The 13,006-nt window shown below is 39.2% G+C and carries 14 protein-coding genes; all 14 read left to right on the forward strand.

The window, feature by feature from the left end; all coding sequences use genetic code 11:
* The first annotated feature begins 179 nt into the window (after window positions 1–179).
* The 14 genes from PHC29_04320 to PHC29_04385 all read left to right on the forward strand — a co-directional run bounded on the left by PHC29_04320 (window position 180) and on the right by PHC29_04385 (window position 12,978).
* Window positions 180–452, forward strand: a complete 273-nt coding sequence (locus PHC29_04320; GenBank protein MDD5108716.1) for a SemiSWEET transporter — start codon at window positions 180–182, stop codon at window positions 450–452.
* Between the two features lie 4 nt (window positions 453–456).
* Window positions 457–1,314 carry a glucose-1-phosphate thymidylyltransferase RfbA gene (rfbA, locus tag PHC29_04325; GenBank protein ID MDD5108717.1) on the forward strand — a complete coding sequence of 286 codons (858 nt, stop codon included), beginning with the start codon at window positions 457–459 and terminating at the stop codon, window positions 1,312–1,314.
* Window positions 1,315–1,316: 2 nt separating this feature from the next.
* On the forward strand, window positions 1,317–2,138 hold the full coding sequence (locus tag PHC29_04330) for a sugar nucleotide-binding protein (protein MDD5108718.1): 822 nt from the start codon (window positions 1,317–1,319) through the stop codon (window positions 2,136–2,138).
* A complete protein-coding gene (rfbB, locus tag PHC29_04335) occupies window positions 2,111–3,124 on the forward strand; it encodes a dTDP-glucose 4,6-dehydratase (GenBank protein ID MDD5108719.1) in 1,014 nt (337 codons plus the stop codon). Before PHC29_04330 ends, rfbB begins: the two co-directional genes overlap by 28 nt.
* An 8-nt stretch (window positions 3,125–3,132) precedes the next feature.
* On the forward strand, window positions 3,133–4,191 hold the full coding sequence (locus PHC29_04340; GenBank protein ID MDD5108720.1) for an NAD-dependent epimerase/dehydratase family protein: 1,059 nt from the start codon (window positions 3,133–3,135) through the stop codon (window positions 4,189–4,191).
* Window positions 4,188–5,243: a GDP-mannose 4,6-dehydratase gene (locus tag PHC29_04345; GenBank protein ID MDD5108721.1), complete on the forward strand. Its 1,056-nt coding sequence runs from the start codon at window positions 4,188–4,190 to the stop codon at window positions 5,241–5,243. Before PHC29_04340 ends, PHC29_04345 begins: the two co-directional genes overlap by 4 nt.
* Window positions 5,240–6,013 carry a C1 family peptidase gene (locus tag PHC29_04350; protein ID MDD5108722.1) on the forward strand — a complete coding sequence of 258 codons (774 nt, stop codon included), beginning with the start codon at window positions 5,240–5,242 and terminating at the stop codon, window positions 6,011–6,013. The genes PHC29_04345 and PHC29_04350 overlap by 4 nt, the downstream gene beginning before the upstream one ends.
* Window positions 6,014–6,217: 204 nt before the next feature.
* On the forward strand, window positions 6,218–7,054 hold the full coding sequence (locus PHC29_04355) for an FAD-dependent oxidoreductase (GenBank protein ID MDD5108723.1): 837 nt from the start codon (window positions 6,218–6,220) through the stop codon (window positions 7,052–7,054).
* A gap of 82 nt (window positions 7,055–7,136) precedes the next feature.
* A complete protein-coding gene (gene rfbF / locus PHC29_04360; GenBank protein MDD5108724.1) occupies window positions 7,137–7,910 on the forward strand; it encodes a glucose-1-phosphate cytidylyltransferase in 774 nt (257 codons plus the stop codon).
* A gap of 26 nt (window positions 7,911–7,936) precedes the next feature.
* Entirely contained in the window at window positions 7,937–8,497 is a 561-nt protein-coding gene (locus PHC29_04365) for an SIS domain-containing protein (GenBank protein ID MDD5108725.1), read from the forward strand.
* Window positions 8,490–9,497: a GDP-mannose 4,6-dehydratase gene (locus tag PHC29_04370; GenBank protein MDD5108726.1), complete on the forward strand. Its 1,008-nt coding sequence runs from the start codon at window positions 8,490–8,492 to the stop codon at window positions 9,495–9,497. The genes PHC29_04365 and PHC29_04370 overlap by 8 nt, the downstream gene beginning before the upstream one ends.
* Before the next feature lie 2 nt (window positions 9,498–9,499).
* Window positions 9,500–11,041, forward strand: a complete 1,542-nt coding sequence (locus tag PHC29_04375; GenBank protein ID MDD5108727.1) for a PfkB family carbohydrate kinase — start codon at window positions 9,500–9,502, stop codon at window positions 11,039–11,041.
* Window positions 11,042–11,058: 17 nt separating this feature from the next.
* Window positions 11,059–12,000: an SDR family oxidoreductase gene (locus PHC29_04380; GenBank protein ID MDD5108728.1), complete on the forward strand. Its 942-nt coding sequence runs from the start codon at window positions 11,059–11,061 to the stop codon at window positions 11,998–12,000.
* A 3-nt stretch (window positions 12,001–12,003) separates the two neighbouring features.
* Window positions 12,004–12,978 carry a thiamine pyrophosphate-dependent dehydrogenase E1 component subunit alpha gene (locus PHC29_04385; protein ID MDD5108729.1) on the forward strand — a complete coding sequence of 325 codons (975 nt, stop codon included), beginning with the start codon at window positions 12,004–12,006 and terminating at the stop codon, window positions 12,976–12,978.
* The last annotated feature ends 28 nt before the right edge of the window (window positions 12,979–13,006 follow it).

Raw genomic sequence — 13,006 nt, forward strand, 5'->3', positions numbered from 1 at the left:
ATTTTAGGCTTGTGGGGTCGAATCCTACGAAGGCCCCGGAAGAAGCATTGGCCGGCGTTCTTTAAAAACCTTAAAATAGGACATTTTAAAGTTGCTAGAAATAGGACATTTTAATCTTGCTAATGCATAGGTAAGAATCTCCTTTATTTTTCAACTATTTAGCGATATAATTATCAGTTATGTTCTGGACAATTATTGGTATTTTAGCAGCTATTTTAACCACCTTTTCTTTTATCCCGCAGATAGCCAGGTCCTTAAGGACCCGTTCAGTCAAGGATGTCAGCCTAATTACTTTATTTCAGCTTTCCGCAGGAGTCTTTTTGTGGATAATTTACGGGATTTATCGCAAAGATCCGATAATAATATTGGCAAACGCAGTAACCTTGCTGACTTTGTCTTGGCTAATATTTTTATACTTTAAATTCGGTTTACCGAAAAAAGAAAGAGATTGATTAGGTGAAAGGTATAATTTTAGCTGGAGGTAAAGCCACCCGGCTTTATCCGATGACCAAAAGCATCTGCAAACAGATGCTGCCGATTTATGATAAACCGATGATCTACTATCCTTTATCCGTCTTAATGCTTGCCGGAATAAAGGATATTCTGATAATTTCAACCCTAAAAGACATCCCGTTATTCAAAGACTTGCTTGGCGATGGCCGTAGTTTAGGAATTAAGCTTTCTTACCAAGCCCAGCTTGAGCCAAAAGGAATTGCCCAGAGTTTTATCATTGCCGAAGAGTTTATCGGAGGCGATAATGTGTGCCTTATCCTAGGAGATAATATATTTTACGGCCAGAATCTTACGGAATTACTGCAGCGAATGGCTAAATTAAAAGAAGGGGCGATAATTTTTAGTTATTATGTTAAAGATCCTCAGCGTTATGGTGTGCTTGAATTTAACAAGAAATGCAAGGTAATCTCAATTGAAGAGAAACCAAGAAAACCAAAATCTAATTGGGTAGTCTCAGGTTTATATTTTTACGATAATAATGTGGTTAAAATTGCCAAAAAGGTCAGGCCTTCGGCAAGAGGTGAGCTGGAAATTACGGCAGTGAATAATGAATATATAAAGGCGCAAAAGCTTAAAGTTGAATTCCTTGGCCGCGGCCATGCCTGGCTTGATACCGGAACGAGTAAATCGTTAATTGACGCTTCAATCTTTATCAAGATAATTGAGGAGAGGCAGGGGTTAAAGATCGGTTGTATCGAAGAGGTTGCCTACCAGATGGGCTATATAAATAATAAACAGCTAACTCTGCTAGCCGAGAGCATACCTAATGGTTACGGAGAATACTTAAAAAGTTTAGTTTAAAGATGAATAAGAAAATTCTGATTTTGGGAAAAGGTTTTATCGGAGAGAGGCTGCAAAAGGAACTAGGCTGTATGATTGACGGCTCAATGATAAACTGTTTTAGCGATGCAGAGAATTTAATAAAAAAATATAATCCAAAAATAATTATTAATTGTATTAGCATTACCGGCAGCCGATGCGTAGATGATTGCGAGAGGAAAAAAAACCAGGCCTTACTGGCAAATAGTTTTGTTCCGGTAATGCTTGCTGAGGCGGCATTGCGCAGGAATATAAAATTAGTGCATATTAGCAGTGGCTGTATATTTAATTTTGATTATAAGAAAGATAAGCCGATAAAAGAGCAAGGCCAGGATTATTATCTGGAACTTTTTTATAGCCGCAGCAAGATCTATTCAGAAAGAGCAATTGAGATACTTTCTAAAAAATATAATATTCTGATCTTGCGCATTAGGATACCTCTACTCAATGCCAAGCATCCGAAAAATATCTTGGATAAGCTTATAAAATATAAAAAGGTAATTAATATCCCTAATTCGGTAACTTATATTCCCGATTTCATCCAGGCGGTTAAACACCTGATAAAAATTGACGCCTGTGGTGTCTATAATGTAGTGAATAAAGGCGCTTTAGGTTATCCCAGGCTCATGCAGATTTATCAAAAATATGTGCCTTCATTTAAATTTAAAGTAGTCGATTTTAAAAAATTGGGGTTAGCCCGGACCAATTTGCTTCTATCTACAGCCAAATTAGAAAAAACTGGTTTTAAAGTCAGAAACATCGATTTAGTTTTAGAAGAATGCGTAAAAGAGTACATAAAATCTTAGTTACCGGTGGCGCCGGTTTTATCGGAAGCGCTTTTGTAAGGTTGTTGACGAAGGATGCTTCCTTTGAGGTTATTGTTATTGATAAGCTTACTTACGCTGGCGACCTTAAGCGGCTTGAAAATATCGATAAAAGGGGACTGTCCCTGAAGGGGGCTGTCCCCTTTTATCAAGCCAATATCTGCAATAAAAAATGGATGGAGAGGATTTTTTTAGAAGAGAAGCCGCAGATCGTTGTCCATTTTGCTGCTGAATCGCATGTTGACCGCAGTATCAATGATGCCACTGCATTTATCGAAACTAATATTAAAGGTACGCAGATTATTATGGATGCCAGCCGTAAATTCGGCATAAAAAAATTTATTTTTATTTCTACTGATGAGGTTTATGGAGAGATTACTAATGGTAAGTTTGATGAGGATTCCCCAATTAAACCTAACAGCCCCTATGCGGCTTCTAAAGCGGCAGCAGATCTGTTGGTGCAGTCATATATTAGGACTTATGAATTTCCCGCGATAATTATTCGGCCTTCAAATAATTACGGCCCTTGGCAGTATCCAGAGAAGTTGATTCCGCTTGCAATCTTAAGAATTATAGAAGGAGGCAAGGTTCCTGTTTATGGTAAGGGGCTAAATGTCCGCGAATGGCTTTATGTTGATGATTGCGCAAAAGGAATCCTGGCGATTATGAATAAAGGAACTCTGGGAGAGGTTTATAATTTAGGCAGTAACCAGAAAAGCAGGAATATCGATACGGTAAAACTCTTGTTGAAGGCCTTGGGAGTCAGCCAAAAAAGATTTGAATTTGTTAAAGACCGCCTTGGCCATGATCTAAGATATAGTTTGGATTCTAAAAAGCTTTATAAAAAAATCAGATGGCGCCCTGCTGTCAAGTTTGCCCAAGGCCTTAAATATACTGTTGCATGGTCGTTTAGCCATCAATCCTGGCTTGAGAGTAAGTTAAAAGATATTAATAGGCTATATAATTAGGAGGAATAATGTCCGTTGTCATTGTGACTGGTTCTTGCGGTTTGATTGGTTCTGAGACGGTAAGTTTTTTTGCTCAAAAAGGTTTTGATGTCGTTGGAATAGATAATAATATGCGCAAAAGCTTTTTTGGCCAGGATGGATCGATCCTTTGGAATAAAAAGCGGCTGGAGAAATTGTACAAAAATTACCGCCATTATTCAGTAGATATCCGCAGCAAAAATAAAATTTACGCTATATTCAAAAAGTATGGCCGAGATATCGTTTTAGTCGTGCATGCGGCAGCCCAGCCATCCCATGATTGGGCGGCAAAAGACCCAATAATAGATTTTAACGTAAACGCAGTTGGAACTTTAGTTTTACTTGAGGCTTTGCGCCGGTTTTGCCCGCAATCAGTTTTTATTTTTACTTCGACGAATAAAGTTTACGGCGATACTCCTAACCGCCTGCCTCTAATTGAAAAAGAAAAACGTTTTGAAATAGCCAGTGATCATAAATATTACAATGGTATTGATGAAACAATGAGTGTTGATAATTGTTTGCATTCGGTTTTTGGCGCCTCTAAGCTTGCAGCAGATATTATGACGCAGGAATATGGACGGTATTTTCATCTCAAGACTGGAGTATTCAGGGGAGGCTGCCTCACTGGCCCGGCTCATTCAGGAGCAGAACTGCATGGATTCCTGTCATACCTGGTTAAGTGTGCTGTAATAAAACGTAAATATAAAGTTTACGGGTATAAGGGTAAGCAGGTCAGGGATAATATTCATTCATTTGATTTGGTTAATGCGTTTTATCATTATTTCAAGAATCCTCGCTGCGGAGAAGTTTATAATATTGGCGGTGGAAGGTTTGCCAATGTTTCGGTACTGGAAGCAATAGAGAGGTGTGAGAAGTTAACCGGTGAAAAGTTTAGTTATGAGTATATCGATACTAACCGTATCGGTGACCATATCTGGTGGGTTAGTAATGTTTCTAAGTTTCAGTCACATTATCCCGATTGGCAGTATAAGTTTGGTATTGAAAAGACAATCAAAGAAATTTACCAAGCCCAAAAGGAGTTGATATGAAATATAAAGCTTTATTGATTACCGGGGGAGCCGGTTTCATCGGCAGCAATCTGGCAGTTGATTTTAAACAAAAATATCCAAAGCTTAAAGTTTATGCTTTGGATAACCTTAAACGCCGGGGAAGCGAACAAAATATAAGCCGCTTAAAAGAAAACGGGGTTAACTTTATTCACGCCGATATCAGGAATCCCGAAGATTTAGTTCTGGATTTTAACTTTGATTTAATGATTGAGTGTTCTGCTGAGCCTTCAGTTATGGCAGGCATCGATAATCCTCCTTATATTATAAACACTAATTTAGTCGGCACTCTTAATTGCCTGGAGCTATGCCGTAAGCAGAAGGCGGATATTATTTTTCTTTCTACCAGCAGAGTTTATCCTTACAAAGCCATAAACAAAATTAAAACAATTGAAACTGGCACTCGTTTTGAATGGGAGCCAGAACAGGATATTTTTGGTTGGTCAGAAGATGGTATAAATGAAGATTTTACGATTGGCGGCCCCAAAACTTTATATGGAGCAACTAAGCTTTCTTCAGAGTTACTCTTGCAGGAATACATAGCTAATTATGGTTTAAAGGGAGTAATCAATCGTTGCGGGGTAATTGCCGGGCCTTGGCAATTTGGTAAGGTTGACCAGGGAGTGTTTACTTATTGGATGCTGGCGCATTATTTCAAACAGCCGCTTAAGTATATTGGTTTTGGAGGTAAGGGTAAACAAGTGCGTGATCTTTTGCATGTGAATGACCTGTTTAACTTAATTGATATTGAGGTATTTGAGCTTTCTAAGATAAGCGGCAATGTCTATAATGTCGGGGGAGGCAGGGAAGTGAATCTTTCTTTATATGAGATAACTAAACTTTGCCAGCAAATTACCGGTAATAAGATAAAAATTACCAGCGATGCAAACACCCGTCCGGGTGATATCTCAATTTATTTAAGTGATAATAGTAAGGTCACAAAAGAGTTAGGCTGGAAACCCAGGAGAACCGCTAAATTGGTTTTAACTGATATTTATAGTTGGATTCGTAAATCTTTTAAGAATTATAGATGAGATTTTCGCTTGGTTGCCTTAAGGATCCAAAAGATTCACGCGATATACCGATGGGATTGGTTTTGCCGGTGGTTTCTATCCCGGTAAGCTTTGATTATACTAAAGCAATGAGCCCGGTAAGGGACCAGGGGAATGAAGGTACTTGTGTTGCGTTTGCTTCCGTCAGCGGGGTTAAGGAATTTCAGGATAAAAAAGAGTACCATAAGCTAATCAGGCTTTCTCCGCGTTTTCTTTATAATTTGTGTAAAAGATTCGATGGCGCTCCATCCGAAGAAGGCACATATCCGCGTATCGCAATGAAAGTGTTATTGAATTATGGGGTATGTAAGGAATCATTTTGGCCTTATGCTCCGCAACAGAGAAGCCTTCCATTAAAAGGCGCCAATCTTAATGCAAAAAAGTTTAAGATTAAAGCTTATGCCCGAATTAAATCGTTGCTTGAGATGAAGCGTAGTTTATTAGTAAACGGCCCTTTCTTGGCGGGGGTAAAGGTATTCAGATCCTGGTTTACTAAAAAGGTAGAGGAGGAAGGTTTTATCAATATGCCTAAGCGCAATGAAGAGCCGGTGGGAGGTCATGCTATCTGTATCTGCGGCTATGATGATAAGTTGGGTATTTTTAAGTTTAAAAATTCCTGGGGCCTAAATTGGGCGGATCAAGGCTATGGGTATCTGCCGTATGGATATATGAAGAAATACTGTAGTGATGCCTGGAGTGCTACAGATTTGATTGAAGATCCGAAAACTTTGGTAAAATCGTTAAAGGGCTAGGCAATATTAGTCATGATTTTGTGTTTTGGTGGACATTACCCAAAATTTAGCGAGTATTTTCTGTAACGTATTGATTTTACGAATGTTATCCAAAGTGTCATTGCGAGCGAATGAAGCCGAAGCTGCGAGCGAAGCGAAGCAGGAAGCAATCTAAGAACAGATTGCTTCGTCGGGCTTCGCCCTCCTCGCAATGACACTCAGGAAATCCCTGCTCTTGAAAAACTACATCAACTTGGGTTAGCAAATGGAGTTGGAGGATTGCGCCTTATAGGTAAGGAAGAAATTAACAGCCTCCAGTCGCAGATTTCTGGGATAGCAGCATTGTATTCTCCGGAAACCGGCATTATTGATTCCCATAAATTAATGTCTTGTTTAGTTGATTTAGCTAAGGAGCAGGGGGTAGTGATTGCGTATAATTCTGATTTTTTGCGTTCTACTAGAAAAGGTGACAGCTACGAATTAGTTATTAAGAATGGGGCTGATGAGCTGAGTTTAACAGCCAAAACCGTTATTAATTCTGGGGGACTTGATTCTGATATTGTGGCGCAGAATTCGGGTTTTAATTTAGGGCAGGATCGCTATAATATTCATTATTGTAAGGGCCAGTATTTTCGCCTGAATAGCGCCAAGGCTAAGGTTTTAAAAATGTTAGTTTATCCTGTACCAAAGCCAACTAGTGGGGGCTTGGGGGTGCATGCAACTGTTGATTTGGCAGGCGGTGTACGTTTGGGCCCTGATGATGAATATTTAAAGTCACGCATTCAGGATTATTCGGTTGATCCTTTGGATAGCGCAAAGTTTTATGATTCAGCTCAGAAGTTTATTCCTTTTATTTCCAAAGATGATCTTTATGCCGATACTGCTGGCATACGCCCTAAGCTTCAGGAGCCAGGAGGAGATTTTAGGGATTTTGTGATTTCTGATGAAGCGGATAAGGGGTTTGGCGGTTTTATTAATTTAATAGGGATTGAATCCCCCGGCCTTACTGCTTCGCTAGCAATATCAGCTTATGTGAAAGATAAGGTTTCGCAATATTTTTAATGAGTAAGTTCTAAGAAATTAGACACCCCGCGCTAATTTGTATTGCGCGGGTGTTGTCTAGGTAGACAAGGAGGTAAATAGATTGAAGATAGTAATTTTAGCTGGTGGCCTTGGTTCCAGGTTAAGTGAAGAAACTGATTTAAAGCCTAAGCCCATGGTTGAGATTGGAGAGAAACCAATTCTTTGGCATATCATGAAAATTTATTCTCATTATGGTTTTAATGATTTTATAATCTGTTTAGGTTATAAAGGGTATATGATCAAAGAATATTTTGCCAATTATTTTATCCATTCTTCGGATGTAACCATAGATTTAGGCAAGAACAAAGTGGAAGTTCTAGGATCGAAAGCTGAGCCCTGGAAGGTTACACTTATTGACACAGGCATAAAAACAATGACTGGAGGCAGAATCAAGCGTGTCCAGAAATATATCGGTGATGAAACGTTTATGTTGACCTATGGCGATGGGGTGATGGATATCGATTTAAAAAAACTCCTGGAATTTCATAAGAAAAAGTCAGCTTATGCTACGGTTTCCGCTACTCAGCCATATGCTAGGTTTGGAGCTTTGGATCTAGATAGTAACCACAATGTTTTGTCTTTTCATGAAAAACCTACCGGCGATGGAGTATGGGTTAACGGCGGGTTTTTTATTTTAGAGCCGGAGGTATTTAAATATATTAAAGATGATAGTAGTGTGTGGGAGAGAGAAGCATTGGAAAAATTGTCTAAGGAAAAGCAGCTTAACGCGTATAAGCACACTGGTTTTTGGAAATGTATGGATACGCTTAGGGATAAGCGAGAGTTGGAGCAGCTTTGGCAGGCGCAAAAGGCGCCCTGGAAAGTCTGGGAATGAAATTAAGGGAGGTAAATTAAAATATGATTAAAAAGTTTTTTGATAGTTATCAGGGCCGTCTGAGTAATTGCATGCAATCTTATGACTGGTCAACTGTTGAGCGGCTTGCTCAAAAAATATCTTCTGCTCAAGAGGAGGACAGGCATATATTTTTATGCGGCAATGGCGGAAGTGCTGCCAATGCCATACATATTGCTAACGATTTTCTCTGCTTGCGGTCAAAAGGTAAGGGCGCAAAAGTTGTAGCTTTACCGGCAAACCAGGCTATTTTAACCTGTTTAGCCAATGATACCGGATATGAGAATATCTTTGCATCGCAATTGGAGCAATTAGGCGGCACCGGCGACATTCTCATTGCCCTTTCTGGAAGCGGGAACTCTTCAAATATCTTAAAAGCAATAGCTGCTGCTAAAAAAATGGGTATTTTAACCTGCGCGATATTAGGATTTGACGGAGGTAAATGTTTAAGCTTGGTGGATATTCCAATTCACTTTGCGGTTAAAGATATGCAAATTGCAGAAGATCTGCAACTAATAGTAGGGCATATGTTGATGCAGTGGTTTAAGAAAGGCCCGTCTAATGGCTGAGCAGGCTAAAAAGTTAGTGGTGATAGGAAGTAATTCTTTTTCCGGTTCAAGTTTTGTAGCATACTGCCTTTCTTTAGGGATAGATGTGCTGGGGATAAGCCGCTCCCAAGAACTTCCCGATGTGTTTTTACCATATAAATGGGGGGATATAACTAAATTAGGTTCATTTAAGTTTGAGAAGCTTGATTTAAATAATGATACAGATAAGATTGCCGATGTTATTTATAAGTTTCATCCGGAATATGTTGTGAATTTTGCCGCGCAGGCTATGGTGGCCCAGAGCTGGGAACATCCGGAACATTGGTATCAGACTAATGTTGTCGGCAATGTTAAGCTGCATGACAAAATCAGAAAATTTGATTTTTTAAAAAGGTATGTTCATGTTTCCACTCCGGAAGTATACGGTAATTGCACCGGCAAAATTACCGAGTCAACGCCGTTTAATCCCAGTACGCCTTATGCTGCTTCTAGGGCCGCTTGCGATTTACACCTGCGGACTTTTTTCAATCAGTATAAGTTTCCGGTAGTTTTTACGCGCGCAGCCAATGTTTATGGGCCAGCTCAACAGCTATACAGAATAATACCCAGGACTATTTTTTGTATCAAGATTGGAAAAAAATTACAATTGCATGGCGGAGGGCACTCAACGCGTTCTTTTATCCATATTCGGGATGTGGCGACAGCTACCTTGAAAATTGCTCAAAACGGAGTTTCAGGCGAGGCCTATCACATATCCACTGATTTGCATATTTCCATAAGAGGTTTGGTAGAGATGATTTGTAAAATGATGAAGGTAGATTTTACAAAACTTGTAGAAATCGTAGATGATCGCCCCGGTAAGGATGCAGCATATTTGTTGGATAGCAGTAAGCTGCGCAAAGAATTAGCCTGGGCAGATACTATTAGCTTGGAAGACGGCATAGGCGAAACTATTAGTTGGGTAAATGATAATTTTACAGAATTAAAAAAACAACCGTTTGAATATATTCATAAGGAGTAATAATGCTTAGTGCAAAGAAAAACATTCTTTTTAAAGATGCGCCACGTGTGTTTTCTAAGCTCAAAAGAGAAGGTAAAAAGATTGTTCATTGTCATGGAACATTTGACCTTCTTCATCCAGGCCATATTATTCATTTTGAAGAAGCAAAGGCTTTGGGCGATATATTGGTAGTAACGATTACCGCAGAGAAACATGTTAACAAGGGTCCAGGGCGCCCGTATTTTAATGATGAGCTTAGAGTTAAATATTTGGCTTCTTTAGAATACATTGATTATGTGGTGGTTGTTCCTTTTGCCGCCGCCAAGGAGGCAATAGAATGCGTCCAGGCCCAGATTTATTGCAAAGGTAAAGAGTATGAAGATCCCCAAAATGACGTAACTGGGAATATCAATGATGATATTCAGGCTGTGGAACGTTTAGGTGGACAGGTGCGCTATGTGGGTTCGGTAGTGTTTAGTTCAACCAAGCTGCTTAATAACCATTTTGAAGTTCATCCGCCTGGGATGAAAGATTTCTGTAAAAAGTTGGCGAAAAAATATTCACCTAAAAAATTCCGGGAGATAGTGGATGGATTTAGCGATCTAAAAGTTTTAGTTATTGGAGATATTATTTTTGACCGGTATTCTTCAGTCAAGGTGCAGGGCCTGACTTCAAAAAACCGCATTATTTCCACAAGGTTTTTATCCGAAGATATACAGGCAGGAGGGGCGCTGGCGGTTTTTCGCCATGTAAAACAATTTGCTCCTAATATTAAGTTTATTAGTTTAGTGGGTACAGAAGAGTGGGTTGAGCCGACATTATCCAGGTATATAAGTTCAGATGAAGATGAAATAATCCGTAGCCCGGATTTTACTACGATTATCAAGCAGCGTTTTGTCGAGCCGCTTTCCGAAGGCAAAGAATTATCCAAATTATTTGCGATTAATGTAATAGAGGAGCAATATGTAAACGAAAAAATCTTATCTCTAACTTGTGACATTATAAATAGCCATATAAAAGATTATGATTTGGTTATTGTGATGGATTTTGGACATGGTTTTATGCAGGAGAAAGTACGCGAACTTGTCCAAAAGAAGTCATCGTTTCTTGCCCTTAATTGCCAGACCAATAGTTATAATTACGGTTTTAATATAATCGATAAACAATATCAACGCGTAGATTCATTTTCATTGGATGAGACAGAGTTAACTTTGGCCTGTGGTAAGCGTAATCTTGATTTTTCTGAAGAGTTAAAAAAGTTACAGCTCAGATTATCCGCTGGCTACGGCTGGTTAACCCGTGGCGCCACGGATACGATTGGAATAAAAAGCGGGCATCCGGAATGTGAATGCATGCCTTTTGAAAAATCTGTAGTTGATGCCGTGGGTGCCGGTGACGCATTTTGTTCCGTAGCTTCTTTGGCGGCTGTAAAAAATTTACCGATAGAATTAGCTACTTTTATGGGCCAACTTGCGGGAGCGCAGGCGGTGCGCATTATCGGCAATGCGGATTCAATCAAAAAAGATAAATTCTTAAAAGGCGGAATGACTTTACTTAGTTTCTAAAGTAAAAAAGGAGGCATATGAATATTCTGTTGTTGGGAGGTTGTGGTTTCGTAGGGACAGTTTTAACTCAGGAACTTTTAGCGCAAGGCCATCAAGCCACCGTAGTAGATATTCAATGGTTTGGCAATTATTTGGCTAAGCATAAAAATCTTAAAGTCATTAAAGAAGATATACGTAATGTTGATAATATTCCGATGCAGGGAATAGACGCGGTTATGCATCTGGCTAATATTGCCAATGATCCTTGCGGTGAATTAAATTCTAAATTGGCATGGGAGGTTAATGTTTTAGCAACCATGCGTTTAGTGGAGCGGGCGATAGAACATAAGGTAAAACAGTTTATCCTTGCCAGTTCAGGCAGTGTTTACGGAGTCAAGGATGAGCCGTTGGTTACTGAGGATCTTTCTCTTATTCCGATATCTGATTACAACAAAACCAAAATGATTAGTGAGCGGGTATTAATGAGCTATCAGGATAGAATATGTATTCAAATTTTACGCCCGGCAACGGTCTGCGGATATTCTCCACGCATGCGTTTGGATCTTTCTGTAAATATGTTAACTATGCAAGCGTTAGCCAATGGAAAAATTACCGTATTAGGTGGTAATCAGACTCGCCCGAATATCCATCTGAAAGATATGATTGGAGTTTACCTGCATTTTCTTGGTAAGGGTACCAAGTTAAATGGTGTCTTTAACGCCGGTTTTGAGAATATTTCTATCATTGATATAGCCAATAAAGTGGTTAAGCATGTTCCCGCTGAGATTATTATCAGCGAATCCAATGATCCGCGCTCCTACAGGCTTTGTTCTCAGAAATTACTAGATACAGGTTTTAAGCCAAGGTACTGCGTTGATGATGCTATTAAGGAAATTGCGCTGCATTTTAAATCGGGAAATCTTAAAAATGAGGATAAATATTATAACATTAAAACAATGAAGAATCTTAAACTGCAATAGGCCATGAAAATAGATAAGAAAATAGCTGTTTTTTTATATTATCATATGTTACGCATCCGTATGATAGAGGAGAAAATCGCCCAGCTCTACGCAGAACAACAGATGCGTTGCCCTGTTCATTTATGTATTGGTCAGGAGGCAATTGCTGTGGGTGTTTGCGCTAACCTCTTGAAGAAAGATTATCTTTTAAGCAATCATCGTTCACATGGGCATTATCTGGCTAAGGGTGGTAATTTAAAACAGATGCTCGCCGAAATTTACGGCAAATCTACTGGATGTTCTAAGGGTAAAGGCGGGTCAATGCACTTAGTCGATTTAACGGTAGGCATATTAGGCACGACTCCTATTGTTGGTGGAATTATACCTGTAGCCACCGGAGTTGCTTTTGGCACGCAGATGAAGGAAAAAGATAATCTAACGGCTGTCTTTTTTGGGGATGCGGCGACAGAGGAGGGTGTATTTTTTGAGAGTTTAAATTTTGCTTCTTTAAAAAAACTACCGGTACTTTTTATCTGTGAAAATAATTTTTTCTCGGTTTATTCTCCTTTAGCTGTGCGCCAACCTAAAGAAAGGGATAATTTAGCTTTAGTTCGATCATTGGGTATTAAGGGCAGTAAAGGTGATGGTAATAATGTATTTGAGGTATATGCATTGGCAAAAAAAGCAGTAGCAGATATCCGTAAAGGAAAAGGGCCTTATTTTCTTGAGTTTGATACCTATCGCTGGAGAGAGCACTGTGGGCCTAATTTCGATAATGATTTAGGGTATAGGACAGAAGAAGATTTTTTAAAATGGAAAAAGAAATGTCCGCTTGATTCATTAGAAGATAAATTGATCAAAGGCAACATTTTGAGTCTTTCGCGGATTGAAAGTTTTAAGCGAAATATCCAGGCAGAGATAAATCGCGCAATCAGTTTTGCCAAGAATAGCCCTTATCCGGAAACTGAAGAGATGCTCTCGGATGTGTATGCAAAATAAGTAAAAATTAGTGTCATTGCGAGGGAGC

Source organism: Candidatus Omnitrophota bacterium (genome assembly GCA_028712255.1).
Classification (GTDB): domain Bacteria; phylum Omnitrophota; class Gorgyraeia; order Gygaellales; family Profunditerraquicolaceae; genus UBA6249.

Coding starts and splice junctions, on each gene's coding strand:
- PHC29_04375 (MDD5108727.1), top strand. CDS start 9,500: ATGCTTAGTGCAAAGAAAAACATTCTTTTTAAAGATGCGCCACGTGTG.
- PHC29_04380 (MDD5108728.1), top strand. CDS start 11,059: ATGAATATTCTGTTGTTGGGAGGTTGTGGTTTCGTAGGGACAGTTTTA.
- PHC29_04350 (MDD5108722.1), top strand. CDS start 5,240: ATGAGATTTTCGCTTGGTTGCCTTAAGGATCCAAAAGATTCACGCGAT.
- PHC29_04370 (MDD5108726.1), top strand. CDS start 8,490: ATGGCTGAGCAGGCTAAAAAGTTAGTGGTGATAGGAAGTAATTCTTTT.
- rfbB (MDD5108719.1), top strand. CDS start 2,111: ATGCGTAAAAGAGTACATAAAATCTTAGTTACCGGTGGCGCCGGTTTT.
- PHC29_04330 (MDD5108718.1), top strand. CDS start 1,317: ATGAATAAGAAAATTCTGATTTTGGGAAAAGGTTTTATCGGAGAGAGG.
- PHC29_04340 (MDD5108720.1), top strand. CDS start 3,133: ATGTCCGTTGTCATTGTGACTGGTTCTTGCGGTTTGATTGGTTCTGAG.
- PHC29_04385 (MDD5108729.1), top strand. CDS start 12,004: ATGAAAATAGATAAGAAAATAGCTGTTTTTTTATATTATCATATGTTA.
- PHC29_04320 (MDD5108716.1), top strand. CDS start 180: ATGTTCTGGACAATTATTGGTATTTTAGCAGCTATTTTAACCACCTTT.
- PHC29_04345 (MDD5108721.1), top strand. CDS start 4,188: ATGAAATATAAAGCTTTATTGATTACCGGGGGAGCCGGTTTCATCGGC.